This window comes from Acidisoma sp. PAMC 29798 (assembly GCF_030252425.1).
Lineage (GTDB): Bacteria > Pseudomonadota > Alphaproteobacteria > Acetobacterales > Acetobacteraceae > Acidisoma > Acidisoma cladoniae.
In genome coordinates this window covers 43,109-69,168 of sequence record NZ_CP126997.1, presented here as the reverse complement: position 1 = coordinate 69,168, position 26,060 = coordinate 43,109, and the positions used below count along the sequence as shown (strand labels likewise).

Here is a 26,060-nt window from a genome sequence, read left to right as displayed (position 1 = left end):
GCCCGCCCGTTTGCTAGTGAATGCTACCCGAAAATTTGGTCCGGATCTGTCATGATGGTTCGAATCGGCTGTTATCCTGGATCGAGAGATCCAATTCCGCCCGTTTTCTAGTGAATACATCACCCGTTTGCTAAGGGATTTGGATCGGACAGCCCGCCTACTAGGCGATCATCGCCCGCCTGCTAGTGATCTGGCCGCCCACCTACTAGTAGTAACTCGCCCGGTTGCTAGTGGATGCGGCTCTTAAAGCTATGGAATCGTTGGCCGATTTAGGCTCTAAATTGAATTTAAACGAAGTTGAACTTTACGCTGTGGATAAAGTCTTCAAAGACCAAAGGTTCACACCCCGTTCGGGCAATTCACCCGCCGCGCACGCCGCATCGAATCTGTCTTTGAACTGACGACCGGCGTCGGCCAGGCATCCCAGCACTACCAAAAGGCGGCCCCGAAGCCGAGGGCGAGGGTGGCGGCCAGGAGGATAAGGAGACCAAGGCTCCATCCGATGGCCCAGCCGATCAGCAGGGCGCCCAGAGGCGCGGGCGCGACCAGATAGACTCTCATTGAGCGGCTTCCTGTGCGCCATGCATGGGGTTGGGATCGAAGCGGCCGGCATAGGGCGCATCGGTGAGGTAGTCGATGCGGTCGAGGAGGTAAGGGGCCTCGCCGGAGATCATGACGATCGGCCGGGTCGGACCGAGACGCATGACCTCGTCCGGCGTCAGCAGCGACCGCCCCTGGAGGTGCTCGCCTGACCCCGCAGAACCGCCGCCGGGCCGGGTGCTGAAGCCAGTTTGGGAAGATTGGCTGGTGGTGCGGTAACGGATGGTGAACTGGCCGAGGGCATCGCTGATGTAGCGGGCGGTGTCGTAATCCGCCGTGCCGAAATACTGCTGGGTGGTATTGGCGAGGAAGCTCTGCCAGCGGGGATAGACCGCTTTGAGCTGGGAGAGGTCCTGCACGAAGAGCCAGAACTGGGCGCCGTAGCCACGTAGCAGGGTGATGTTGTCGGCGAGACTGTCCATGCGGCCGAGCTGGCCGAACTCGTCCAGGAAGAAGGCCACGCGCATCGCGGGTTGGCTATGAGATGGGGTCCCTTGTGCGAGGTGGCTCTGAGCCGGATGCCCCTGCACAGCGGTCATCGCGTCGAGGGCGAGACCGATGAAGCCGCGCACAAAACCGAGGCAGGCGCGAAGGCGGTTCGGGGGCACGGCGAGATAGACCGTCATCCGCCGCCGCTTGAGATCGCGGAGATCAAAGTCACTCCGGCTGAAGGCGGCGGCCAGACGGGGATCATCGAGCCAGGCGGTGTGGCGCACGAGGGTGGAGAGAACCGAGCCACGTTCCTTCTCCGGGCGGTTGAGATGGGCCGTGGCGGCACGCGCGACGATGCGCTGGCCGCGCGCCGGGTCGGCGAGCATATCGGCGAGAACCTCCGCCCAATCGTCCTCGGCGGCGGTGACGATCTCGCGCAGCGTGCTCATGGAGCGGCGTTCCGGTGGAAGGCCCGCGACATAGATCAGCAGACCACGCAGCAGCTCGCGCGCGGTGTCGTTCCAATGCGGGTCGTGCTCGCTGCCGGAGGAGACCACCAGCATCTCCGCGAGCGACCCGGCGAGGGCGACGACATCGGGGTCCTCCGGATCGAGCGCGTCCAGCCAGTTCATGGCGTGCCGCGGCGCGCCGGTGATGCCGAAGGGATCGATCAGAAAGACGTCTTGTCCGGCGTCGCGGCGGGCGCGGGCGGTGACGGCATAGGTCTCGCCCTTGAGGTCGAGCACGAAGGCGGAACCGGGATAATCGAGCAGATTGGGCATGACCGCGCCGATGCCTTTGCCGGCGCCAGTTGGGGCGCAGGTAAGGATGTGACCACCCTGGCGGAATCGCCCGTCCGCGAGATGGCCGGTGCCGCGCAGCCAGCCAAGAACGAAAGCATCGGCAGGGGCGGCGGGGGCGAGATGCCCGGCCGCGATGGCGTCCTGAGCTTCGCCGAAGCGGGCGGTGCCATGGGTGCTGCCGGCAGACGTATCGCGGCTGCCGAAGAGGCTGAGAAAAGAGAACCAGCCGCTGCGGAGCCGTGCCGGCAAAAGACGGGCACCGCCGGTGAAGAGCACCCCGAAAAGCGCGAGCCAGAGCAGCCCCGGTACGATGCCGCCGGGTAAGACGCCGATCGCGAAAAGAAGGACCACGGGCAGCCAGCTGACAATGGCGGCGGCCATGAAGAGCAGCGAGCCCTCCAAGGCACTCCGCATGCCAAAGCGGACCATGCGCTGCTTGAAGCTGATCACCACCAGGAAGACGCAGAGACCGACCAGGCCGAGCAGCCCTTTGGGGATTGCGGCGAGGTTGCGGCCGGTGCGGGCGGCGTAACCGGATTCCGCAGGATGCCGGGCGAGGACCTCGTCCAGGATCTGGATCTGTCCTTCCGCCAGGGCGGCATGATCGGCCCCCGCCGCTGCCCGAATGGCGGAGCCGGCGGCTGCGGCATTGTAGACCCCATCTTCTGCGGAGCGGGCGGCGACGACTGCCGCTTGATGGGCGGCCAAGACGGCGGCGTCGGTTGCCTGCACGACTTGCTCGATGCTGTCGGTGACCGCTTCGCTGAGGGCGCCGGCGAGGATGGCGGATCGATCGTAGGCGGTGTTGCGCTCGACGTGCAGAAGGGCCGGGTTTTTGAGGATGCCGAGGAACTCCCGGAAACCGTCGCCCAGGCGGGTGGGGATCGGCAGCTGGTAGGCTTGGAACCGCAAACGCATCCAGGTGAGGGTGGCCGCAAAGGGATCGGGATCGCGGGGACCTGGATGATAGGTGCGCGTGATCGCATCGGCGCCGGATGCCAGAGTGCTCAGCGCATTGAGAACGGCCGGCTGGTCGGCATGATCGGGATTGCGAGAGGCGTCGGTGATGACATCGCGGGCCGTATTGATGGCCGTGGCGCGTTCCTGCCAGATCTGCGCCTCGGCTTTGCCCTCGCAGGTCTGGGTGACGTGATCGAGCGGGTTCCAGTCGTTGACGCAGCCGGGGATGGTGGAGGAGGGACGGGCGAGGTCCGCGATGCTATCGGCGCGGGCTGCTCCAGACGCGACGGAAAAGGCCGTCAGGAAAAAGACGGCGAGAACAAATGAGGTGCGCATGATCCGGCCCTCACTCAGCGGCGCTTGCTGTCGATCTTTCGTCTTCTGGCGTTAAATCATCCTCCTCATCCGCTCGTACCTCATCTGCTCGCGCCTCTGCAGGCCGCGCCTCTGCAGGCTGCACCTCATCGCTGCCATTGGCATCGAGCATTGCCTGCTTCCGCGCACCGAGCTTGCCGCCCTCCGCCTTGTACTGCGCGATGCTCCAGCCCTCGAAGGGGTCTTTATCATTGGGGCGATCGATGCGGGAGAGCAGCACCGACAGATGCTTTGCCCATTGCTTGTCCTTGGCCGCGGCATCGAAGAGCAGACCGCCGGCGATGATCTTGCGGCGGGTGTCGAGCTTACGTTCGGTCTCGAGCAGTCTGGCCTTGGCGGCTTGTAGCCTGGCGTTATGCTGATCGGCTTTCTGTTGTAGCCGGGCGAGTTGGTCGGCAGTGATTTTAGCCACACGCATGCTCCCTGATCGTGTATGCCGATCAAAACCAGCCGCCCGATCATCTGCAACCGTTGCGTGCGCGACCTCACGGGTTTTTGAATCCGCCAGGACAACATACCCGAGCGAATACAATGAGCTAAGGGCGCACTTACGAGTTGCTGCCGCAACTCAGTGCTTGGTAGTGGTTGCACGCCATGGCGATCTACCACCTGAGCATGAAACCCGTCTGCCGCACCCAGGGACGCAGCGCTGTTGCCGCCGCCGCGTATCGTGCCGGCGAGGCTCTCACCAATGACCGCGACGGCGTCACGCATGCCTATACTGGCCGGCGCGGCATCGATTATACGGAGATCGTGCTGCCGCGCGGGATGGCGGGCCAACCGGGATCCGCGCCGACGGCGTCACCGTCGACGGATTGGGCGCGGGATCGCGCGGCGTTGTGGAACGCGGCGGAGTTCGCCGAGAAGCGGTCGGATGCGCGCACGGCGCGAGAGTTCGTCCTGGCCTTGCCGCATGAGCTGGACGACGCGCAGCGGCTGGAACTGACACGCGGGTTCGCGCAGGGCCTGGCCGATCGCTACGGGGCCGCCGTCGATGTCGCGATCCATCAGCCGCATGAGGGCAAGGATCTGCGCAACCGGCATGCGCATCTGCTGATGACGACGCGCCAAGTCACGCCGGAGGGCCTGGGCAAGAAGACCCAGCTGGAATGGGACAATAAACGATTGCTGTCGAAGGACCGGCCGACGTCGCAGATGCAGCTCCGCACGATCCGCCAGGCGTGGGAGGAGCAGGTCAATCACGCTCTGGCACGAGCGAACCTCGATGTGCGCGTCGACCATCGCAGCCATTTGGAGCGGGGCTTGGAGATCGAGCCGACGCAGCATGTCGGTGTGCATGCGACCGGGGTAACGCGACGCGGCGGGGCCGTCGAACGCAAGAGGATCGATGCAGAGGCCGCGCGACGGAATGCCGCCCGGATCCGGGAGCGGCCGGAGGAGGTCTTGTCGATCCTGACGGATGAGAAGAGCGTCTTCGACCGCCACGATGTGGCGCGGGCGCTGCATCGCTATATCGATCAGCCCGACCGATTCCAGGCGGCGTTTGCGCGGGTGATGGCGAGCCCGGCTTTGCTGGAGCTGCAACCCGAGCAGCGAGACGCCGGGGGGGCCACAGGCCATGTCGTGCAGCTGGCGCGCTACACCACCCAGGCGCAATTCCAGATCGAGCGCGACATGGCTGAGAGGGCCGACCGGATGGCGGCGCCGCAGGCGGGGATGCTCGGGCGTGGCACGCAACGCGTCCTAACGGAGGCGAGCCTCGCGACCCACAGAACCCTCTCGGAGGAACAGCAGGAAGCGGTGCGACATGTAACGGGGCCGGAGCGCATCGCCGCGGTCGTCGGCCTGGCGGGCGCGGGCAAAAGCACGATGCTGGCGGCGGCACAGACGGCCTGGAACGGCGATGGCACCATGCGCCGCGTCTATGGCGCCGCCTTGGCGGGGAAGGCGGCCGAGGGCCTGGAGCAGTCCTCCGGTATTCCGTCGCGCACCCTGGCGTCCTGGGAGCTGAGCTGGAAGCGCGGCCATGATGTGCTCAAGCGGGGCGATGTCTTCGTCATCGACGAGGCCGGCATGGTGTCCTCGGCGCAGCTCGCGCGCTTCGTGGCGGCGGTGGATCAGGCCGGCGCGAAGCTGGTGCTGGTGGGCGATCCCGAGCAGTTGCAGCCGATCAATGCGGGGGCGGCCTTCCGGGCGATCGCGGATCGCATCGGCTTTGCGGAGCTCGAGGGCGTACGCCGACAGGAAGAGGGTTGGCAGAGGGAGGCCTCCGTCGCTTTTGGTCGCAACCGGACGGCGGAGGGCCTGGCCGCTTATGACGCCCATGGCGCGGTTCGCTTCGCCGAGGATCGCGACCAGGCGCGGGCGGCGATCGTCCGCGACGTGATAGCGGATCGGGCGGCCCATCCCGACAGCAGCCGGATCGTGCTGGCGCATCGCCGTGCCGATGTGCGGGCGCTCAATGACGATATCCGAGAGGCCCGGCAGGCACAGGGCGCGCTGACGGATGAGGTCGCGTTTTTGACGAATGACGGGGAGCGGCGGTTCGCGGCGGGCGATCGGTTGGTGTTCCTCGAGAACGACCGGACCCTCGGCGTGAAGAACGGCATGTTGGGTACGGTCGAGCGCGCGGAGGAGGGCGGTTTGCGGGTGCGTCTGGATACTGAGGGCAGGCTGCCGGGGAGGGTGGTGACGATCGATGCGCAGCACTACCGGGCGGTCGATCACGGCTATGCCACGACCATCCACAAGTCGCAGGGGGCGACCGTCGATCGGGCGTTCGTGCTCGCTTCGGAGACTATGGATCGGCATCTCGCCTATGTCGGCATGACCCGGCACAGGGCCGAGGTGACGCTCTATGCCGGTCGGGATGAGTTCTGCGACCTCGCCGCGCTCACCGGGCGGCTGAGCCGCTCCAACGCCAAGGAGACGACGCTCGATTACGCGGAGCGGCGCGGGCTCGTGCCGCGGAGCGAGATCGTGGTGTCCAAGGTGGTGCGGGAGCGTCCGGCAGATGCGCAATCTACCGAGGGGCACCCGGCCGATGGGCGCCCAGCCGATACGCGCGAGCCCGATGCGGCGTTCACGACGGGCGCGCGCGCGGGAGAGAGGCACCCGGCTCAAAGACACCGTGCAGAGGGCCGGGATTCCCCGGCCGACGGAAAAGCCGACCCGTCGGTTCCGCGGGCGGAGCATGCGGCGGATAGTCTTCGCGCGAAGGTGGAGCTGGCTCGCGCGCGGGCACAGCGGCCACCAGAAACCACGCACGTTCCGCCGGCACCCAATGTCCGGGAAAAGCCCGAGGAGGCCCGCCGGCAGGCTCTGCGCCGCGAGCTGCGGCGACTGGATGGGCTTAGCCTGAGCCGGGCCACGGAGGCAGACAGAACGCGGGACCGGGATGCGGTGGCTTCCCGCGACATGACGGTCGCCGATGCGGCACGGCTGGTGTCGCCCGCCTATGCCGCCGCTGCCGATCGCCTCGAGGAGATACGGAAGGGGATCGCCTACTCCGAGAGTGCGATCGAGACCTATGGGAGGCAGCGGGATTACGCCACAGACCAGGGGGACGCGCGGTGGAAGGCGATGGGGACCATGCGCCAATACGGCCATCGGACCGGGGTGCGGGTTGATGACGTGATGAGCCGACACGAGCGCGACGAGCAATCCGCCGCGCACCGCCTGGCCCTTGAGGAAAAGAAGCGGGAGGAGCGAGTGAAGGCGCTGCCGCCCGCGGAACGCGAGGAGGCCGAGGCACTGGAGACGGTCCGGCCCCAGGCTGAGGCCAAGCTGGCGCAATTGCAGGAGCGCGCAGCCCTTGCGCGCGAGGTGCAGCAGGAGAAGATGCAGGCGCAACGAGAGAAGGCTCAGGAACAGGCCCGCGACCGGACGCTCAGCCGAAGCAAGGACCTCGATCGGGGCATGGAGCGTTAGGAAACGGCACGAGTGGAGAATAGCGTTATGGCTTGGCCATGAGTGGTGCCGCCTTCGTGGTGGTGCTGCTTGCCGCCGTCTGTCTCGACAGGCTGGTGGGCAATCGAAGAAGGAAGCCCTGACTATGAGTTGGGAACAAGAGGATTCGCTGCGGCGGAAGGTCCGAGAGGCTCGCGAGCGGCGGGCTTTTAAGGACAGCATCGAGTCGGTCTTGTCTGCCAAGGAAGCCCAGGGTGCAATGCGCACGCAACGGGAGGTTGACCAAGGTCAGCTACGTCAAGACAAAGCCGAGCGCTCGAAGCAGCCGCCCGGCCAGGGGGTGCAGAAAAACAATTCACGCATCATCCGTCACGTACGTGACGGCCGGCCGGAGAGGGAGCGGTAGCATGGTCAGGGGAGTGAATGAGGCGGAGCTTAGGTTTCGGCGGATCGTTGGTAACAATTTGAGAGTCGCCCGGGAGTATGCCGGGCGGAGTCAACGCGATTTGTGTGAGAAAGCGAGTATCGGCCAAGCCTATCTTAGCCAGTGGGAATCAGGGAAATGGAACATCGGCATCGACAATATCGTGAAAATTGCTCGGGTGACGGGATTCCGCCCGCACGAGTTGCTTGATCTAGATTTCAGGCGGAAAGCCGATCGTGATGTCGCATGAAATCTCAAACCCACGACATCTGCTCTCGACCCCACTCTGTCATTTAACTACTTACATTTGCAGCCGGGAAGCGGACATCAGGTCGCCGGGCAGTAGGGCAGTGTGTGGCTCATATCGAGACCTCCCAATCGCGTGGCATGAGAGCGATGGTGCTGTGAGTTCTACTAGGATAACGGCCGGTGTCGTCGCCCCTGCCGAAGCGCCAGGTAGATGGGAGTGACGTGACCCCCTGAATTTCCTCCAGAGATAGCTAGAGTCCGGCCCAGGAGAGAGGGACGGATAGATGAAGAAGTCTAGGTTCACCGAGGATCAGATTGTCGGGATCCTGAAGGAACAGAAGGCCGGCATAGCGGTCGCGGAGCTATGCCGCAGGCACGGCGTCAGGTCGCCGACGTTCTACAAGTGGAAGGCGAAGTATGGAGGCCTCGAGGTTTCAGAGGCACGGAAGCTAAAGGCGCTGGAGGACGAGAACGCCAAGCTCAAGCGGATGGTGGCAGACGCCATGCTGGACAACGTTGCGCTGAAGGACCTGCTAGGAAAAAAATGGTGACGCCCGCCGCGCGTCGGGAGGCCGTGGCGTATCTACGGTCGGCCCATGAGATGAGCCAGCGGCAGGCGATCCGGGTGATTGGCGCGGACCGGAGCGCGATGCGCTACCGGTCGACCAGGCCGGACGACACGGCTCTGCGCGATCGGCTGAAGTCCCTGGCGTTAGAGCGCCGGCGCTTCGGCTACCGGCGCCTGCACGTGCTGCTGCGCCGCGATGGCCACGCAGTGAACCGCAAGCGCGTCCAGCGGCTCTACCGCGAAGAAAAACTCACCGTGCGTCGCCGCGGTGGCCGTAAGCGGGCGCTGGGCGAGCGGCGGCCGCACAGCTCTCGCTTCTGTCCGGCGGACAATCCAGGTCGGCCCATTTGCGCCATCGTGGAACCCCTCTGACCGTCATGAATTCAACCATATTGCGTCGACCGGTTGAACCCACCGCGGCTTTTTTTAGGATATCGCGCTCCGCCTTGAGCTTTGCGACCTCACGCCGCAGACGATCTATCTCCTGCTGCTCCGGCTTGAGCTGGCCCTGGCCCGGAAACGCCTGCCCAGGATCCGAGGTAACCTCCTTGATCCATCGTCGCAGAATGCTTTCGCCCACATCCAGGTCCCGGCTGGCCTGCACCAATGAAATCCCACGTTCATTAACTAGCCGGACCGCCTCCAGCTTGAACTCCCGGCTGAACTGTCGTCGCGTCATTTGCATCCTCCAATCTCGCGAAACACCTTAATCTCGGTGTCCACCAAACCGGCAGCAGCTCAAATTGATTCAGTCTGTGACAAGGATCTTGATTAACCACATCGTATCAAATCTTCCGGGAACCTGCGTGCAGGTCTAATGCGCCCTGACACGATCTTCTCAGGTCAATGTGAAACACGCTTCAAAATGCTTTTCTATCTAATTAATCGCTAAAATGTCCATCATCTCTGCAAGATGATCCTCCATGAAGCTTGCGAGCTTGTCGTGAAGGTCCGCTAATGCGGGCTCGACCTGCAGATCCGCCACCCTGTAAAGCTTGCTAAGTTCGCTGACGGGTACCCGTGAGAAAAAGAAACTAGCCAATCTAGCTTCTCCACTCAGCGGCTCCTTAAGCGGCGACGTCGCCTCGGTGCGCTCCGTAGGGTCGTTCGCATCAGCTTGGCAAGCAATTCTAATACAGGAACCCGGGCCCGTCATGGTCTCGTTGTAGAAGCCGGCTATCTTCATCCAGGGCCGATCCGCCTTGAAGTGCAGCGCTTTCGAAAAACTGCGGCCTTCTGCGGTAACATGCAGAAAAGCCTCGGTATCAAGCACCGCAAAGTCAAAGCCTAGTAGGCAACCTATCTCTGGAACAAGACACGACTTTGTCGTGAAAATGCCATATTCCTGTGTTCTTAATGATGTAGTATGCGTCACCCGAGTAGCGGCGAACGGCTTGAGATCCTGGGTAAAAAACATATCACGATCTACCAGGGCCGGCGTAGATTTCTTGTGTAGTGAGGGGAGTGCCGTGCACAGACAAGAGATTAGCTTGCCTATCAAAGCCGGTTTAAAATGGCTGGCGTCAGCCAAAGGGAAAAGATCTTTTTGCTGGTAGCCATGAAGCAGGCTGAATTCAACAAGTAGTTCTCGAAAAGAAATAAAATTCAGACCTGCGCCATTGCAAAGGCTTCGATGCATTTGCTCAACCGGATCGGCTCGATGAAAACGGGGGCTGGAACAGAACCCCAGGTAGATGTAGGTGACACCGGGCGGCAAGCAGCTATATAGCACGGTGGCTACATTCTTGAGATGATTAAGCGAGCCGCCTTCGCGAAACTGCCACTGTTCATTTACAATTGAGTCCAAAAACACATAGTCATATGAGGTGAAATCAACGCCCTCTATGAACCTGAACAGCGCTAGAAAAGTACCCGAAGCGCCACCCAACGAGATATTGGTAACGTTGGAAGCTCCGAAGTGCTGAACTAAAGCCTGTTTCACGCCGCCGGTAAGCAGACAATTTGAGGTTCCCAGAACCAAGACTTTCGCCTGAAGTTGTTTCGTCACAGAAATTCCCGCATGATTTCTCTAGATAAAGCGTTCGCTTGCTGGTTAAACTCACTGTCGAACCACATCATGAGATGGTTCTCCCAATTCGCCCAATAAGAACTCGCAAAAGTCTTACAGTCTGTTGGTCCAAACCATACGATGCGGCCTCCGAATTTGCCCAATCCGATGACGGAGAGGGCGCGCCTAGCCGATGTCGCTTCCAGGTTCGCGATAGTGACCTGAGTTGACAAAGGTGCGTTCTGTTTTCTAGAGAAATGGTCAGCGTCACCGACAAGGTCTCGTGCGAAAGTTGAATGAAATATGAGCAGATCTCCGTCACTACATAAATGGGTTCACTTCAATTGAGTGAGCCGCGCCGATTTCCGTAGGAGACGTCCTCGCCGCTGATCGGTCCCCCGCGTCGCAAACCATATCAATTTATGCCAGCTTAGTTCTGCAGACTGAGCCTTTGCACTATATATACAACGCCCCCAGGTCCGCCGCTTTGCAGTTCTTGCCGATGCGCCGCAAGCAGACTGCAGTTTCCGATACATCGCCTGATTATACCAGGGGCTGCCGTCGCGAAACTGTAGTATATCGCCAACGATCTGCGTATGCCCACGCAGGCGCTCTTGGAGAGCTAGTTTGACCAGCGTGACCGATGAAAGCCCTTCATCTAAGCACAAACTTGCAACGATTTCCAGTTCAGGGCCGGCGCCACAGTCCAGCGCCCCAGACGCTTCATCAATGAATCTATCTATGTCAAAAGGGGAAGCCGCTCCTGGCAACATGCAGCTAACACACCAACTCAAACGCGTCGGCGTTTGCCTGACCCTGGAACAAACCGCTTCCATCGTAACACTCAATCCTCCAGGATTGCCATTTGACCATCTGCCCCAGGCTAATGATTAACTTTCACATTGTCTATAAGTGGTTAGATGGCAATGCAACGATCCCGCCGGTCGGGAGCCTTGCCCTGTTCCAACCAACCCGACGATCTTTTTGTTGGCGTCATAGCCTCGCGCTTGAGTGTGGGGCGCTTTCACCGTCTGGCTGTCGAGCACGCCGCCCGTGGGGCTGGCTTCAGTTCGCGGTCGAGCATGAGCGACACGTCGTGAATGGTCTGGAACAACATGCGGCGAACGAACCGCCTGAACCACCAGTAGACGGTTTGCCACGGGGCGAAATTGATCGGCAGCATGCGCCAGCCACCGCCACGGCGCGCCAGATATCGGATCGCATTCAGTATCTCGCGCAAGTCAACGCTGATTTTGCGGCCGCGCTTGGGCGGCTTGGGCAACAGCGGCTGGATACGCTCACACTCGCCGTCAGTCAGGTCAGTCGGATACCGCTTGGTCTTGCGGGCGATGTCGGCCATCCGGCCTCGATTCTGTTGGGTCCACATTCCAAGCTTGAATCACACCGGATCGGGCCGCCACAACCATTCTCAAACGGTCTCTAAATCGGCCAGTAGACGCTGACAAACCAGTGGTACTGTTATAAATGATGTACGATATATGCTGAAGCCCTCGCTTGCAAGGAGAAGTTTTCCTATGCAGCCGTTTGCGGAGTGTTCTCTGCTACACAGCCCCGAATTCGGAGCCGTGAGTCATCTGAAAGCGGCACGAGAAAAAAAATTGTGCAGATGCGAGCGTACCCATGACCTAGACCTTGCGGTTTGATCCTTCAGTACCGTATTCAAAAACTAGAACGATTTATTTTCAGCTCATCAAGGGTTCGAACTTTGCCACACAAGCTCAGCAATAGCGCACCATCATCTGCCCCTCGCTCTAAAACTACAGCCGTTCGGCGCGCTCCCAAACGGTCGTTACAGAGGAGCGGGTCATTGCCTGATGTGCCCCACTTAAATGGTGAAACCCCAGCCTCTCAGACCGATGTGGTAAAACCCGGGATTAATATCGAGGGTGAACCTCAAGATATGGCGTTAGTAGTTTTTGAAAACGATTTGATAGACCAGAAACTAGATATTGATTTCTATAGAAGTTTTTATGCTGATCTTGCAGCTCTTTCCCCAAGCGATCTTGTGAAGCATTGGCGAAATTTTGGCTCGACAGAATTTCGATTTCCAAGCATGCGCGTATGGCTTGCTCAATCCGACTTGGACATGGATATCCTTCCCCGGGAATTCTCAATAAATTTTTACAGAAATTTGAATCCCGATTTGGATCAAGTGTTTTCGTCAAATTTTGACCTGCTCGGACATTTCCTAACGGATGGCAAAAATGAGAATCGACAATTTTCACTCGATGATAAGTTGTTGATTGCTCAGTCAGAAGACTCTCCACGAGAACTTCAGCAGGCCAAGTTGACACTAAGCTCGATCACTGCCGGCAGATCACCAACGCAAATCTTCGAAAGCAACGGCATCTATTCTGGAGAGTTTCTTCAGCTGTTTAGTGCCGACGACTACCAAGCGCGAGTTGGCGTGTCTGTATGCAAAAATCGCCTCGAATGCATCTTCCATTTTGTTACCGTTGGGCAATACCAATCTTACCCGATATCATCTGAACACTACCTTGATAGGACCTTCTACACCGAATTCGCTCCCGAAACCATGGGGCTATCACATGTAGACGCTTATCGACACTGGCTGAACAAGGGGATTGCAAAAAACGTATCGGCAAACCCTTCACAATTGATGACCAAAATCGGCCTCACAAGTTCTCTTGAAATGCCGTCAGGTTTTGATTGGAAGATATATTTGCATTCGAACCCCGACTTACGCTCAGTGATCGACTCACCATGGCGGGCACTAGAGCACTTCGCCACAAAAGGTATTGTGGAAGGCAGATCAGGCTGTGCCCCTACCCCATCGACTGCTCCTCTCTTGATCGCAGCAGCGGATAGACTGGCCATGTCTAACGATCTGGTCCCTGCGCGACAACTGTACGAGTCCGCCTTGCTGGTTGATCCTACGAACACTCGTGGACTTCGCCACTATGCTGACTGCTTGATGCGACAGGGCGATCTGTATGGAGCGATCACTGTATATCGCAAAACAATCAAGGAGAACCTTTCTAACGCGTGGAGTTTTCTAAATCTATCTTCTTGCCTGCTCCGCTTAAATCGAAAGGTGGAAGCAGTCGAGGTTCTAAAAGAGCTAACGACATTGACGCCCGGCGATCAATATATCGTGCAACGGTATCTACAAGTTTCAGAGGAGTGCTTCAACGAAACTAGCAGCGATGCCCATGAACTCGCTAATGCCGGCCTAGTAACGGAAGCACTCGTTCGAATGGAACAGGCGGTTACTTTCCTTGCTGATACTGTACCAACGGATGCGCCACGGCCAATTAGTGTTGGAACGATTCGACACATTGGCATTGTTGCCGATATGAGTATACCTCAATGTAAACATTATCGCGTTCTTCAGAAAGGCGATCATCTAGATCGTGCGGGCTATGAGATAGAGACTTTTGATCAAACCCAAGACTTAAATCTTTTTCACCAACGGTTGCCGTTTTTAGATTCGGTGATATTTTATCGGGTGGCGGCACTCCCGCCTGCAATTCGTGCAATTCGTGCAGCGCGCGCAGCGGGCCTACCGACAATTTACGATATCGATGATCTTATATTTGATAGCAAGCATTTCCCTGATAGTTTTGAGAGCTACGGCGGGCTAGTCAGTCGGCAAGTTTATGGTGGCTTAGTCACCGGTACAGCATTGTTTTCGAAAGCTATACAGCTTTGTGACTTTGCAATGTCCTCGACGACGACATTGGCAAACGAAATGCTGCAACTAGTTGTACAGAAAAGTGCGTTCGTCCACCGAAACGCTCTCGATGCAATTCAAGAGGGAGCTTTTCTCAACTCTAACGCAGAGGCAATGTCGCTGCGAGAGAACGAGTACCCTATACGCATCTTTTATGGCACTGGCACTCGTGCTCATAATGAGGATTTTGAGCTGATTGCTGTACCTGCTCTTATTAAAATTTTAGATGAATATGGCCCACTCGTTCAGTTAGTAATAGCAGGCTACATCACACTTCCACAAAGCATGCTTCGTTTTGAAAACCAAATCGTTATAATTGACCAGATTCTGGACAGAAATTCCTATTGGCATCTTCTAAAAGGTATGGATATTAATATCGCCGTATTGAAGCCAGGAATTATCTCAGACTGCAAAAGTGAGATTAAATGGATGGAAGCAGCGATGCTTGGTATTCCCTCCGTTGTCTCAAATACGAAAACTTATAGAGAAGTTGTTTCGCATGGGAAAAATGGGTTTATTGCGGAAGATACAAGTGACTGGTACTTGTTTTTAAATAATCTGGTTAAAAGCGCCGCGCTACGAAAAAACGTTGGAAATGAAGCACGAGCTTCGGTGAAGGAGAACTACTCCACCGCCGCATCGTCGAAAAACATTGCGGCTATCATTGCATCAATTGAACAAAGACTTTCCATCCATAATGAAAAACCGAAGCTGCGTGTTTTAATTGTCAACGTATTTTTCCCTCCTCAGGCAATTGGCGGAGCAACCCGCGTCGTTGCGGATAACGTGGCCGACCTAAACAGAGAGTTTGGAAAAGAAGTAGAGATCGAAGTGTTCACATCAATTGAGGGCGGCTACGTTCCCTATGAGCTACGCAGTCATCAATGGAATGGAATAAAGGTTACCGGAATAACAACTCCGATAGAACCAGATATAGATCTGCGAATTTCTGATAAGAACATGGGTATAGCTTTCGGTAGCTACTTGGATCGCTTTAAACCCCACATAATTCACTTTCACTGTATCCAAAGACTTACCGCATCGATATGTTTGGAGGCTAGCTCGCGAAGTATACCATACTTAGTCACAGTACATGACGCTTGGTGGATTTCGAAGAGCCAGTTCTTGCTCGATAAAGACAACAATTATTCAATATATAACCCCAGGCAGTCTCTTTCGGAGATTAAGACCCATGGCGTGGAACACCATGTTCGAATGCAAGAGCTATTGACTATTTTATCCTCGGCAGATCGGGTTCTTGCGGTCTCAAGTTCTTTTGCCAAGCTGTATAGCGACTACGGACTTAGCAACGTTATAGCGGTGGAAAACGGAGTATCTAAACTCTCGGTCTTACCGCGCAATAGAGAAACTCTTGCAGTTCGAATTGCACACATTGGCGGTAAAAGTTTTCACAAAGGGTACAACATCATAAAGCTTGCACTCTCTGAGTCCCATTTCGAAAATATTGAACTTCTCCTTATCGATCATGCTATGTCGAGGGGAGAAGAGCTATTAACAAAATGGGGCTCGTCAAACGTCCGAATTCGAGGTAAGTATCCTCAATCGGAAATTGCGGATCTTTATGCAGCAATTGATGTTCTCGCAGCACCATCGGTATGGCCTGAGAGTTATGGCCTAGTAGTCAGAGAGGCTTTACAAGCGGGATGTTGGGTAATTGCATCGGATCGCGGGGCTCTTGCCGATGAGGTTGATGATACATGTGGTTTTGTGGTGCCTGTTGATGATTATCAGGCTTTGAGGCTTGTTCTCTCGCATATCAATGCTAATCCGACGAAGTACGCCAGCCCACCTTCCACTACTCCAAAGCTTCGAACGAGCGAACAGCAAGCCAAAGAATTGATGGCAATTTATCGCGAAGTTGCTCCTCTAAGACTTAGCGATGTTGGATGATCGACAGGTAGTGGTCGTGTCGGCATTGATTTCTAACTTGGGACGATGCAGATCGAAAGACCTCAATGCAATGGTGTGACTGAAGCCCGTTCGCACTGGCCTGACACCCTAGAAGTGGTCAGCCGAAATCGAGACTTTCGGTTGTTCTACGAGGAGGGAGATCATGGGGTCAAATCGTTACAAGCCGGAGGAAATTGTTTTCAAGATCCATCAGGTGGACGTGTTGTCCGGCCAGGGCGGAGCCGACCTATTACCGCTGGCGAGCGGAGTATGGCGGGCTGAAGCTGGATCAGGTGAGACGCCTGAAGCGTAAGCATTCGGCGCAGGCCGCAGGGCTCTTGTGGATCGCTCGACAGTTTGATCTGGTGCTGATCAGGCAGCGAGAGCGGATGCCATCGGCCTCCAGTTCCATGGCAGTAGCTCGTCAAGGCGATGCGCGGGGTGGGCGGCGATCCGGGCCAGGACGTCCGCGAGCCAGGCCTGAGGATCGATGTTATTCATCTTTGCCGTGACGATGAGGCTGTACATGGCAGCAGCCCGCTGGCTACCGCGATCGGACCCGCAGAACATCCACGATTTCCGCCCGAGAGCTATGCCGCGTAGCGCGCGTTCGGCCGCATTGTTCGACAGGCACACACGCCCGTCTGTCAGGAACAGGGTAAAGGCGTCCCAACTGACGTGACCCCCTGAATTTCCTCCAGAGATAGCTAGAGTCCGGCCCAGGAGTGCTCTGCACCCAATCTTTGGAGCGGTCGAGGGTAGAGTTTCGGGCCTGTTTTCACGATGACGGGCTGGGTGCGCCATCGGGATTTTGCAGTGAGATCGGTGACCTGTTGCCAATCGCGCCGTGTGGGCGAACCTCATTGTAGTAACTGCGCCAAGCCTCCAACTTTTCCTGCGCGTCTGCAAGCGTCAGGAACCAGTGGGCGTTTAAACATTCTGCTCGTAAGCGGCCGTTAAAGGCCTCGATGAAGGCGTTGTCTGTCGGCTTGCCGGGCCGTGAGAAATCCAGCGTGACGCCGTTGGCATAGGCCCTGTCGATACCGGAGTGAAACTGGTTCTCCCGCACTTCCCGTGCTCCCAGGCTTGTACTATGAGGGCGAATCAAGGAAAGACATGGATTCATGTCCATGGTGCTCGTCCCTGTGTCCTCCGCCTTGCTGTCTTTCATTCCGCGTTCGCTTAAGGTGATCCGGGTGGTCTCGACACTTCATCGGGTCTTAATTGAAGTAGTGCCTCGATCAGCATCGGCGGAATGCCCGGTCTGCCGCAATTTGTCGCGACGCATTCACAGCACGTATCGACGTCTGCTGCACGACCTGCCGTGGCTGGGTCGGCCGGTGACGCTACGCGTCGCTGCGCGGCGGTTTCATTGCGTGAATCGTCACTGCACTCGCCGTACATTCGCGGAGCGCCTGATGGACGTGGCAAGGCCTGCTGGCCGTCGGACCGCGCGATTGCGAGATCTCCAGCACCAGCTTGGTCTTGCGCTCGGCGGCGAAGCCGGAGCGCGCTTAGCGGCACGGATCTCGGCGCCGACGAGTCCGGATACACTGCTGCGTCTAGCTTCGGCCCGTCGACCTTCTGAGATCGGTCGTACGCCTCGTGTTCTCGGCATCGACGACTGGGCATGGCGGCGGGGTCGTCGCTACGGCACGGTGCTGGTGAACCTCGAGACGAACGACGTGGTCGATCTTTTGCCTGACCGTGAGGCCGCCACTGTCGCCGCTTGGCTGCGTGATCACCCGGGTGTCGAGATCGTGGCCCGCGACCGTGCAGGCGCCTACGCCGACGGTATCCGTCAGGGGGCTCCGGGTGCTGTCCAGGTCGCCGACCGATGGCACCTCCTGCGCAATCTCGGAGAGGCGGTTCAAGCTCTTGGGAACCGGCACAATGCCGCTGCTCGTCGCGCGGCCCAGCATGTCCGATCGTATTTGGAGGCGACTCAAGTGCGCATTGCCGCATCAGTGACGCTCACAATGCCGTCCCCGACTGCCGCCCAGCAGGCAAGCGCTCTGTCTCGTGCGCGGCGTGAAGCCCGCTACGAGGAGGCGGCGAGGCTGCGCGGGATCGGAGCGACGATCACGCGCATCTCCGCGGAGCTTGGGGCAGATCGCAAGACGGTTCATGGCTGGCTGCAACTCGGACAAGCACCGCTCTGGAAGCAGCCGCCGAGTGATAGCATCCTCGACCCGTTTAAACCCTTCCTCGGTCGCCGCTGGAGCGAAGGATGCCGCAATGCCACCCAGCTTTGGCGCGAAATTCTGGCTCTCGGCTTTCGTGGTCGACCCTCCATCGTAAGGGACTGGGCCGCCGGTCATCGTGGCGGAGGTGCCGGTAGAGACGGGTCTGTCGGACAATTCTTGCCTCCGGTTTGGCCGGTCCCAACTGGCTACCGCTTGGCGCGTCTACTGACGACGAGCCGGTCGCGGATGAATGCTGAGGAGCGGATGTTCATCTCGCACCTCCTGGCTGAGGAGCCAGCACTGGCCGCCGCCGTCACCTGGGCCAAGCGGCTCAACAGGCTGCTTCGCCGGAGGACCGCCGAAAGTCTCAATCAGGTGCTCGCGGCCGCGAGCGGCACGTTGTTCGCCCGGTTCGCAGCCAGCATGCGCCGCGACTTCGACGCCATCAACGCAGCTCTTGTCTTGCCATGGACCACCAGTCCCGTCGAAGGCCAGATCAGCCGCATCAAGATGCTGAAGCGAACGATGTATGGTCGCGCAGGATTTGAGCTACTTCGCGCGCGGGTTCTAGGTGCAACGTGAGGATGAGGCAGCACGGGAAGTGCGGGAGAACCATTCTTGGAACGGCGTTGACAGGCCCATAGGTCGAGGTCTCGGGAGATGAACTCGGACCCTTGGTCCACGCGGATCGTCTTGGGATAGCCCACCGCGGCGCAGGTCTGCTCAAGGGCGGCAACCACGTGCTCGGCCCGGTAGCTGAACCGTGGATCGACGATCGGCGAGAAGCGAGAGAACGTGTCGATCACCGTGAGCACCCTGATCTTCCTTCCGGTTGCCAACTGGTCGTGCACGAAGTCCATCGCCCAGGTCTCATTGGGTTGCGTGGCGGGTTGCCGGTCATCCCGGAGCTTTGCCTTGACCCGCCGCTTGGGCGTCTTATTGCGTAATTGAAGACCTAATTCATTGTAAATCCTATAAACCTTCTTGGCGTTCACTCGCCAGCCCTCTCGGCGGAGCATCACATGCACACGGCGGTAGCCGTACCGCACGCGGGTCGCACAAATGTCTTTGATCCTAGCCTCGATTCCGGCCTGGTCGTGCCGACGGGACTTGTAGTGGTAGGTGGAGGTATCAACTTCGAGAACCCGGCAGGCCCGCCGGATCGAGACATCCCACTCGCCACACATTCCGTCGACCAGCTTGCGCTTGCGAGCAGGCCCTAGAGTTTTCGGCGGATCACGTCCTGCAGCATCTCGCGATCCAGCGACAGGTCAGCCACCAGCTTCCGAAGCTTTGCGTTCTCGTCCTCAAGCAGCTTCAGCCGCCGCATCTCCGTCGGCAGCAGCCCATCGTATTTCTTCTTCCAGTTGAAGTAGGTCGCCTGACTGATCCCGGCCTTCCGGCAGATGTCCGTCACAGGGATCCCGTCGGCTCCCTGCTTCAGGATGAATGCCTTCTGCGCGTCCGAAAACTTCGATGCCTTCATCGTTCTCCGCTCCTCCCAGCCAGGGAAGAATGGCACGGAAAACTCTACCTAAAAACGATCCAGTTTGCGGGGAGCAGATCAGGAGAGAGGGACGGATAGATGAAGAAGTCTAGAGCAGAATCCTTTCATTCGGGCTCATATCCTGCAGCGGAGAAGTAGTTGGGTAAGCATTCGGCGTAGGCCGCGGGGCTATTGTGGATCGCTCGACAGTTTGATCTGGTGCTGATCAGGCAGCGAGAGCGGATGCCATCGGCCTCCAGTTCCATGGCAGAAGCTCGTCAAGGCGATGCGCGGGGTGGGCGGCGATCCGGGCCAGGACGTCGGCGAGCCAGGCCTGGGGATCGATGTTATTCATCTTTGCCGTGACGATGAGGCTGTACATGGCAGCAGCCCGCTGGCCACCGCGATCGGACCCGCAGAACATCCACGATTTCCGCCCGAGAGCTATGCCGCGTAGCGCGCGTTCGGCCGCATTGTTCGACAGGCACACGCGCCCGTCTGTCAGGAACAGGGTAAAGGCGTCCCAACGTTTGAGTATGTAGTCGATGGCCTTGGCGAGGTCATGAGCCGAAGAGAGCTTGGCGCGTTGCTCGCGCAAATAAACACGAAGCTCATCGACGAGCGGTCTGCTTAGTTCCTCGCGAACCACCCGCCGTTCCTCGGCGGTTTTGCCGTTGATGGGTCTCTCGATATCGAACAACGCGTCGATGCGGCGCACGACCTCGATCGCGATGGGAGAGAGCATGATCGCCTTCTTGCCCGCAGCCTGTCGTCGGGCGTTCTCCTCAAGATCGGCCATCGCGAAGAACGGACGCCGGGCATGAACCCAACATCCTGCCTCCAAGATAAGACCCGGACTTCGGTCGAGTAGGTAGAGTTTGCGGTATCCATCAAAGGCGTCAGCCTGGAAGAGCCCAGCATAGTTGGCCAAATGACTCTGCGGATGTTCGCCTTTACGATCGCGCGAATAATAGAACATCGCCGCGGGCGGCGATGTTCCGCCGAACGGCTTGTCGTCACGCACATAAACCCAGCAGCGACCCGTATCGGTCTTCCCCTTGGCCAGCACCGGCACCGTCGTGTCGTCTCCATGCAGGCGTTCTGCCGCCATGACGTGGGCCTCGATCAGCTTCAAGATAGGAACCAGAACTGTGCAACACGAGCCTACGGCGTCCGCCATGGTCGACAGGCTGATCGACACGCCTTCCAGGGCGTAGCGCTCAGCCTGCCGGTTCAAAGGCTGATGCTGACCGAACTTCTCGAACAGGATCATCGCCAGGAGGTTCGCCCCGGCCCATCCCCTGGCGATCACATGGAAGGGCGCCGGTGCCTGGCTAATCCTCTCGCAGTCCCGGCAGGTGAACTTCTCGCGTACCGTCTCGATCACCTTCCACTGACGCGGAATCGATTCCAGGCTCTTGGTCACGTCCTCGCCCAGCTTGCGCAGCCGCTTCCCGCCACAGCAGTCGCACGCGGTTGGCGGGTCAATCACCACGCGCTCGCGAGGAAGGTGTTCGGGGAAGGTATTTCGATCGGGACGCTTACGCCTGAAGCCCGCCACCGTGGTGACCTTGGCAATGGCGATTTCGGCGGCCAGTTCATCTTCGGTCGCACTCGCTTCCAGTTCTTCGAACTGTAGCGCCAGTTGATCGATGAGCTGGGACGATCTTTCCGAACGGGGGCCGTAGAGTTGACGCTCCAACTTGGCAATCCGCAGCTTCTGATGTGCGATCATGGCCAGGTCGGCCGATGCGCGGGCTCGGGCGACAGCGAGTTCTGCGGCCCCCACGTCACGCTCCGCGGCCAGTTCCAGAATCTTGACGCGCTCGATCGTCAGCGCCGCTTTCAGCGCGTCGATATCGTCCGGAAGATCGGAGAGGTCGGCGTCCATGACCCCGATTGAATCATGAATCTCTGACGATTAGTACCCGTTTTATGCAGATTCAGGGCCTTTTTTGGCTATCCCGCGCTCGCCGGGCGGAAGGTATGGCGAGGGTTCCGCCAGTCGATTCCGTCGAGCATATAGCCCAATTGTGCCGCTGAGATCGCCACCACGCCATCCGCTGGCGATGGCCAGGTGAAGCGACTCTTCTCCAACCGTTTGGCATAGAGCGACATCCCGACACCGTCATGCCAAAGGACCTTAATGAGATCGCCTCTGGCCCCTCTGAACACGTAGAGATCGCCCGCGTGCGGATCCCGACCCATGGCTTGTTGAACCTGCAGGGCGAGGCCGTTCATACCGCGACGCATATCCGTCCGTCCGACCGCCAACCATACGCGCACACTTGCGGGGAATGCGATCATCGCCGCTCCAACGCATCCAGCACGACGCGCAGGGCGGCGGCTTTGATGGTGCCACTGATCCGAACCCGATAACCGCGCGGAAGCTCGATCTCTATGAGGTCGGTTGTGGGCGCCACAGGCGCCGTTATGGACTCATCGGGCGTCACGATGAGAGGCACAAGGTGTGGCGACCCCGCAGACGGCTCCTCGCCATAGCGCTTGCGCCAGGTGAAGACCTGGTTGGTGTTTACATCGAACTGCCGCGCGACCATCGACACCGATGCCCCCGGCACCAGTGACGCCGCCACGACCTGCCGCTTGAGCGCTTCAGGCCACGACCTATTCTGCCGCCGGACACCCAAATTTGTGTCCATCTTCTCGTTTGTGGACACTTCCCACCATCACGCTCCGAAGGCCGATAGCCTCCGTGATATCATCAAATATCGGAAGGCGGCCGCTGCCGGAGGGATACGTAGTTGGCGCACTCAGCAGGGGTGAACTGGTCGATCGCCCGACCGATGGTGTTCCACAGTCCGTCGATGCTGCGCTCGGAGGCTTTGCGTAGGATGGCCTTGAGCTTGGCAAAGGCGTTCTCAATCGGGTTGAAGTCAGGCGAGTAAGGCGGCAGGTAGAGCAGCCTGGCACCTGCCGCCTCAATCATCCTGCGCGTCTCGGTACCTTTGTGGGCAGGCAGGTTGTCCATCACGACGATGTCGCCGGACCGCAACGTCGGTGTCAGCACATGGTGGACATAGGCGTGGAACGCGTCACGGTTCATCGGCCCATCGATCACCATCGGCGCAGTCATGCCATTCAGGCGCAAGGCGCCCGTGAAGGTGGTGGTTTTCCAATGACCATGCGGGACAGGCGAGCGGCAACGCTGGCCGCGCTTAGCCCGACCGCGCAGGCGCGTCATCTTGGTCGAAGCTCCGGTCTCATCAATGAAGACCAGACATTCTGGATCGAGGTCAGGCTGCGCGTCGAACCAGGCCTGCCGCCGCGCCCGCACGTCGGGCCTGTCTTGCTCGCTGGCGTGCGCGGTTTTTTTTGGTGGTCATGGCGTGACGATCAAGGAACCGCCAAATCGTGCTGGCCGCTACGTGCAAGCCGTACTCCTGCCGTAGCATGTCGGCCAATTCCACCAAGGTGATGTCGACTTGGACGGTGACGGCGCCGAGGATCACGTCCCGGTAAGCCTCGATGCGGTGGGAGCGCTGATCCCCGCCCTTTGGATGCGCCCGCGTCGCCCCTGTCGCCTTGAACGCCCGTACCCAGCGAATAGCGGTCGCAATGCCAACGCCGAACCGCTCAGCCGCTGCACGTCGCGATGAACCCGCTTCGACTGCCCCAATAACCCGCAAACGAAGGTCCTCCGATAGCGTCCGTGCCATGCTTGCTTCCCCCTACGCAAGCACAGAGAATCAGATCGGGCCCGCGTCGGGGAAGAGCTTTCGAATCAATTCGGTCGGTTTTTGCTCTAGGTTCACCGAGGATCAGATTGTCGGGATCCTGAAGGAACAGGAGGCCGGCATAGCGGTCGCGGAGCTATGCCGCAGGCACGGCGTCAGGTCGCCGACGTTCTACAAGTGGAAGGCGAAGTATGGAGGCCTCGAGGTTTCAGAGGCACGGAAGCTAAAGGCGCTGGAGGACGAGAACGCCAAGCTCAAGCGGATGGTGGCAGACGCCATGCTGGACAACGTTGCGCTGAAGGACCTGCTAGGAAAAAAATGGTGACGCCCGCCGCGCGTCGGGAGGCCGTGGCGTATCTACGGTCGGCCCATGAGATGAGCCAGCGGCAGGCGATCCGGGTGATTGGCGCGGACCGGAGCGCGATGCGCTACCGGTCGACCAGGCCGGACGACACGGCTCTGCGCGATCGGCTGAAGTCCCTGGCGTTAGAGCGCCGGCGCTTCGGCTACCGGCGCCTGCACGTGCTGCTGCGCCGCGATGGCCACGCAGTGAACCGCAAGCGCGTCCAGCGGCTCTACCGCGAAGAAAAACTCACCGTGCGTCGCCGCGGTGGCCGTAAGCGGGTGCTGGGCGAGCGGCGGCCGCTGGAAACCCCCACGGCCGCGAACCAGCGCTGGAGCCTGGACTTCGTCGCCGACCAGTTCACCGACGGCCGGAGGTTCAGGATTCTGGAAGTGTACGACGACTGCACCCGCGAGTGCCTGGCCCTCGTCCCCGACACCTCGATCGGCGGCAGCCGGGAGGCCCGCGAACTGGACGCCATCATCGCCAGGCGCGGAAAGCCAGCGACCATCCTCAGCGACAACGGCACGGAGCGTAAGCGTCGGCCAATGGCCGCGGTCGTAGCGGTTTGATCGGCTTCAGCGTTGGATTATGGTTTCCATCGCCATGGCAGAAGCTCATCGATCCTGTGAATAGGATGGTCGGCGATCCTTCCGATGATATCGGTTAAATAGGCCTGAGGGTTGATGCCGTTCATCTTGGCCGTCTCGACGATCGTGTACATGCAGGCGGCGCGCTGTCCGCCAGCGTCAGAGCCGCAGAACAGGTAATTCTTTCTTCCGAGGACCGGAGGTTTCATGGCGCGTTCAGCGGCGTTATTGCTGATCTCGAGCCTGCCATCCGTGACGTAGCGGGTCAGCGCTTTCCAGCGTGACAGGGTGTAGCGGATTGCCTCGGCGAGAGAGCTCTTGCCGCTGATCCGGAGGAGCTCTGTTTCGAGGAATTGCTTGAGCTGCTCCAACAGTGGCTCGGCGTGTTCTCGCCTTGCGAAGGCGCGCTGGTCGGGCGGCTTTCCGCGGATGTGCCCTTCGACGGCGAACAGAGCCGCGATCCGGTGAAGAGCTTCAAGGGCGATCGGCGACCCCGTTTGATGGTGCACGTCGTAGAAGTGCCGCCGGGCATGGCTCCAGCATGCGACCTCGACCAGCGGGGCGTCACCCAGTGGGGTCGTCGGCTTGTAGAACCGGGTAAATCCGCCGTAGCCGTCGGCATGCAGGAACCCACGATAGGAGCCGAGCAACGCTTCCACATGGACGCCCTTCCGGTCTGCCGAGTAGTGGTAGAATGCCGCGGGCGGCACATCCGATCCCCAGGGCCGCTCGTCCCGCACCGCGACCCAGAGCCGTCCCGTCCTGGTCTTGCCCAGACCCGGCGAGAGCACCGGAACCGTAGTGTCATCGGCATGGACAGCGACGCCCGCACGGACATGACGACCGATGGCTTCGGCAAGAGGCGCCAGCAGGAACAACGCCTGTCCTATCCAGTCGGCGAGTGTCGAGCGGTCCAGTTCCACCCCTTCACGGAGGCTGATCCCCGCCTGGCGGTGCAGTGGGATGTGGTCGCAGTATTTCGACACGACGACATGGGTGATCAGTCCCGGCCCCGGGCGCCCGCGCTCGATCGGCAGCGTGGGCATCGGCGCCTGGACAATCGTCTCGCAAGACCTGCAGCTCAGCTTGGGGCGAAGATGCCGAATGACCTTGAAGCTGGATGGGACGTATTCCAGCACATCACGCTCGTCCTGCCCGATGCGGCTGAACACGGTGCCGCCGCAGCCCGGGCAAACCCCGACTGGGTCGTGGGTGACGATTTCACGGGGTAGATGCTCGGGCAGCGGCTTGCGCACCGGATGTCTGCGCTCGGCGGCACCAGGTCGACCATGCAGGGCCGTGACAGCCGCTCTGGCCCGGGCTTCACTTTCGCCCGCATCCTCTTCGAGGTCGCCGATCAGGAGTTCGAGCTGCTCGATGTCTCGGTCAAGCTTCTCGGAAGACTGTCCGAACCGTGCCCGCCGGAGCTTGGCGAGCTGCATCTTCAGCTTCTCGATATGGAGCGCCTTCGCATGGATTTCTGCCGCGTTGGCAGCGATCTCGACGTCCTTGCGCGCCAATTCCGCCTGCAGGGTTTCAGCAAAAACCCGCAACGCATCTGGATCTGTCGGGAGAGGATCACTCGCCAGGGACATGCCACCATTGTACCGGACCCGGCCACTCGGGTACAGCCTTTTCAGCGCGGCGAAGGCAGTTTCCGCTAAACCGCGACCGGCGTGCGTGGCGCCTCCGGTGCGACCGTGCTGCGCGGCGATCTGGACCAGAACGCGCGTCAATCAGGATAAGAATGGCCACCGGTGTTGTCCCGTAGAGAGGGCGTAGCCTGACCAAGGGAGAACACCGGTGGCGGGGCGACCCATTGAGGGGTCGCACCGTCTGGCAGCC

Annotated in this window: 15 protein-coding genes and 8 pseudogenes; 9 read left to right on the top strand and 14 right to left on the bottom strand. The window is 59.6% G+C overall.

Going from position 1 to position 26,060, the window contains the following annotated elements:
* Positions 1 to 429: 429 nt before the first annotated feature.
* Genes QP803_RS23740 through QP803_RS23730 form a run of 3 tightly spaced genes read right to left on the bottom strand, consistent with a single transcriptional unit; the run spans position 430 to position 3,582 of the window.
* Positions 430 to 561, bottom strand: coding sequence for a hypothetical protein (locus QP803_RS23740; RefSeq protein WP_284948295.1), 132 nt, complete (start codon positions 559 to 561; stop codon positions 430 to 432).
* Positions 558 to 3,131, bottom strand: coding sequence for a type IV secretory system conjugative DNA transfer family protein (locus tag QP803_RS23735; protein WP_284948294.1), 2,574 nt, complete (start codon positions 3,129 to 3,131; stop codon positions 558 to 560). The genes QP803_RS23740 and QP803_RS23735 overlap by 4 nt, the downstream gene beginning before the upstream one ends.
* 10 nt (positions 3,132 to 3,141) lie before the next feature.
* Positions 3,142 to 3,582 (bottom strand): hypothetical protein, encoded by a 441-nt coding sequence (locus QP803_RS23730; RefSeq protein WP_284948293.1) that lies wholly within the window; start codon positions 3,580 to 3,582, stop codon positions 3,142 to 3,144.
* A gap of 182 nt (positions 3,583 to 3,764) precedes the next feature.
* Between QP803_RS23730 and traA the strand changes: the two genes are divergently transcribed.
* The 4 genes and pseudogenes from traA to QP803_RS23710 all read left to right on the top strand — a co-directional run.
* Positions 3,765 to 7,061 (top strand): Ti-type conjugative transfer relaxase TraA, encoded by a 3,297-nt coding sequence (gene traA, locus QP803_RS23725; protein ID WP_284948292.1) that lies wholly within the window; start codon positions 3,765 to 3,767, stop codon positions 7,059 to 7,061.
* A gap of 124 nt (positions 7,062 to 7,185) precedes the next feature.
* The gene (locus tag QP803_RS23720; RefSeq protein WP_284948291.1) at positions 7,186 to 7,446 is read left to right on the top strand and encodes a hypothetical protein; all 261 of its coding nucleotides are present in this window, start codon (positions 7,186 to 7,188) and stop codon (positions 7,444 to 7,446) included.
* A gap of 1 nt (position 7,447) precedes the next feature.
* Positions 7,448 to 7,714 (top strand): helix-turn-helix domain-containing protein, encoded by a 267-nt coding sequence (locus QP803_RS23715; protein WP_284948290.1) that lies wholly within the window; start codon positions 7,448 to 7,450, stop codon positions 7,712 to 7,714.
* Positions 7,715 to 7,997: 283 nt separating this feature from the next.
* Positions 7,998 to 8,584, top strand: a pseudogene (locus QP803_RS23710) (transposase); the annotation flags it as partial.
* Positions 8,585 to 8,702: 118 nt separating this feature from the next.
* Here QP803_RS23710 and QP803_RS23705 read toward each other — a convergent pair.
* Positions 8,703 to 8,960, bottom strand: a pseudogene (locus tag QP803_RS23705) (transposase); the annotation flags it as partial.
* Positions 8,961 to 9,158: 198 nt separating this feature from the next.
* Positions 9,159 to 10,289, bottom strand: a complete 1,131-nt coding sequence (locus QP803_RS23700) for a hypothetical protein (protein ID WP_284948289.1) — start codon at positions 10,287 to 10,289, stop codon at positions 9,159 to 9,161.
* Between the two features lie 627 nt (positions 10,290 to 10,916).
* Here QP803_RS23700 and QP803_RS23695 point away from each other — a divergent pair.
* Positions 10,917 to 11,183: a hypothetical protein gene (locus QP803_RS23695; RefSeq protein ID WP_284948288.1), complete on the top strand. Its 267-nt coding sequence runs from the start codon at positions 10,917 to 10,919 to the stop codon at positions 11,181 to 11,183.
* Between the two features lie 77 nt (positions 11,184 to 11,260).
* Here the strand turns inward: QP803_RS23695 and QP803_RS23690 are convergent.
* A pseudogene (locus QP803_RS23690) lies at positions 11,261 to 11,676 on the bottom strand (transposase); the annotation flags it as partial.
* Positions 11,677 to 12,126: 450 nt separating this feature from the next.
* On the opposite strand from QP803_RS23690, the gene QP803_RS23685 reads away from it, so the two are divergent.
* Together QP803_RS23685 and QP803_RS23680 are read left to right on the top strand one after the other, a co-directional pair.
* Complete coding sequence (locus QP803_RS23685; RefSeq protein ID WP_284948323.1) at positions 12,127 to 15,915, top strand: glycosyltransferase; 3,789 nt, start codon at positions 12,127 to 12,129, stop codon at positions 15,913 to 15,915.
* Positions 15,916 to 16,078: 163 nt separating this feature from the next.
* Positions 16,079 to 16,223, top strand: a pseudogene (locus QP803_RS23680) (IS3 family transposase); the annotation flags it as partial.
* A 64-nt stretch (positions 16,224 to 16,287) separates the two neighbouring features.
* Here QP803_RS23680 and QP803_RS23675 read toward each other — a convergent pair.
* Together QP803_RS23675 and QP803_RS23670 are read right to left on the bottom strand one after the other, a co-directional pair.
* Positions 16,288 to 16,587: pseudogene (locus QP803_RS23675) on the bottom strand (transposase domain-containing protein); the annotation flags it as partial.
* Between the two features lie 106 nt (positions 16,588 to 16,693).
* A pseudogene (locus tag QP803_RS23670) lies at positions 16,694 to 16,948 on the bottom strand (integrase core domain-containing protein); the annotation flags it as partial.
* 91 nt (positions 16,949 to 17,039) lie between these two features.
* Here QP803_RS23670 and QP803_RS23665 point away from each other — a divergent pair.
* Positions 17,040 to 18,683 (top strand): ISL3 family transposase, encoded by a 1,644-nt coding sequence (locus QP803_RS23665; RefSeq protein ID WP_350356120.1) that lies wholly within the window; start codon positions 17,040 to 17,042, stop codon positions 18,681 to 18,683.
* A gap of 53 nt (positions 18,684 to 18,736) precedes the next feature.
* Here the strand turns inward: QP803_RS23665 and QP803_RS23660 are convergent.
* From QP803_RS23660 to QP803_RS23640, 5 genes and pseudogenes are all read right to left on the bottom strand, one after another.
* Positions 18,737 to 19,587, bottom strand: a pseudogene (locus tag QP803_RS23660) (IS3 family transposase); the annotation flags it as partial.
* Positions 19,588 to 19,813: 226 nt separating this feature from the next.
* On the bottom strand, positions 19,814 to 21,478 hold the full coding sequence (tnpC, locus tag QP803_RS23655) for an IS66 family transposase (RefSeq protein ID WP_284945448.1): 1,665 nt from the start codon (positions 21,476 to 21,478) through the stop codon (positions 19,814 to 19,816).
* 68 nt (positions 21,479 to 21,546) lie between these two features.
* On the bottom strand, positions 21,547 to 21,894 hold the full coding sequence (tnpB, locus tag QP803_RS23650) for an IS66 family insertion sequence element accessory protein TnpB (RefSeq protein WP_284945449.1): 348 nt from the start codon (positions 21,892 to 21,894) through the stop codon (positions 21,547 to 21,549).
* The gene (tnpA, locus tag QP803_RS23645; RefSeq protein WP_284945450.1) at positions 21,891 to 22,247 is read right to left on the bottom strand and encodes an IS66-like element accessory protein TnpA; all 357 of its coding nucleotides are present in this window, start codon (positions 22,245 to 22,247) and stop codon (positions 21,891 to 21,893) included. The genes tnpB and tnpA overlap by 4 nt, the downstream gene beginning before the upstream one ends.
* Positions 22,248 to 22,309: 62 nt before the next feature.
* Positions 22,310 to 23,264, bottom strand: a protein-coding gene (locus QP803_RS23640) for an IS630 family transposase (RefSeq protein ID WP_284948286.1) whose coding sequence is annotated in 2 segments (ribosomal slippage) — positions 22,310 to 22,925 and positions 22,924 to 23,264 — 957 coding nt in all. Because the reading frame shifts where the segments join, the coding sequence is not laid out codon by codon here.
* Positions 23,265 to 23,328: 64 nt separating this feature from the next.
* Between QP803_RS23640 and QP803_RS23635 the strand changes: the two are divergent.
* Positions 23,329 to 24,158 (top strand): annotated as a pseudogene (locus tag QP803_RS23635) (IS3 family transposase); the annotation flags it as partial.
* 56 nt (positions 24,159 to 24,214) lie between these two features.
* Here QP803_RS23635 and tnpC (QP803_RS23630) read toward each other — a convergent pair.
* On the bottom strand, positions 24,215 to 25,810 hold the full coding sequence (gene tnpC / locus QP803_RS23630) for an IS66 family transposase (RefSeq protein ID WP_284944418.1): 1,596 nt from the start codon (positions 25,808 to 25,810) through the stop codon (positions 24,215 to 24,217).
* Between the last annotated feature and the right edge of the window lie 250 nt (positions 25,811 to 26,060).

Bases quoted from the DNA above. Each gene is read 5' to 3' on its own strand.
- traA (WP_284948292.1), top strand. From the start codon at position 3,765: ATGGCGATCTACCACCTGAGCATGAAACCCGTCTGCCGCACCCAGGGA.
- tnpC (WP_284944418.1), bottom strand. From the start codon at position 25,810: ATGTCCCTGGCGAGTGATCCTCTCCCGACAGATCCAGATGCGTTGCGG.
- tnpB (WP_284945449.1), bottom strand. From the start codon at position 21,894: ATGATCGCATTCCCCGCAAGTGTGCGCGTATGGTTGGCGGTCGGACGG.
- QP803_RS23735 (WP_284948294.1), bottom strand. From the start codon at position 3,131: ATGCGCACCTCATTTGTTCTCGCCGTCTTTTTCCTGACGGCCTTTTCC.
- QP803_RS23715 (WP_284948290.1), top strand. From the start codon at position 7,448: ATGGTCAGGGGAGTGAATGAGGCGGAGCTTAGGTTTCGGCGGATCGTT.
- tnpA (WP_284945450.1), bottom strand. From the start codon at position 22,247: ATGGACACAAATTTGGGTGTCCGGCGGCAGAATAGGTCGTGGCCTGAA.
- QP803_RS23665 (WP_350356120.1), top strand. From the start codon at position 17,040: ATGTCCATGGTGCTCGTCCCTGTGTCCTCCGCCTTGCTGTCTTTCATT.
- tnpC (WP_284945448.1), bottom strand. From the start codon at position 21,478: ATGGACGCCGACCTCTCCGATCTTCCGGACGATATCGACGCGCTGAAA.
- QP803_RS23720 (WP_284948291.1), top strand. From the start codon at position 7,186: ATGAGTTGGGAACAAGAGGATTCGCTGCGGCGGAAGGTCCGAGAGGCT.
- QP803_RS23740 (WP_284948295.1), bottom strand. From the start codon at position 561: ATGAGAGTCTATCTGGTCGCGCCCGCGCCTCTGGGCGCCCTGCTGATC.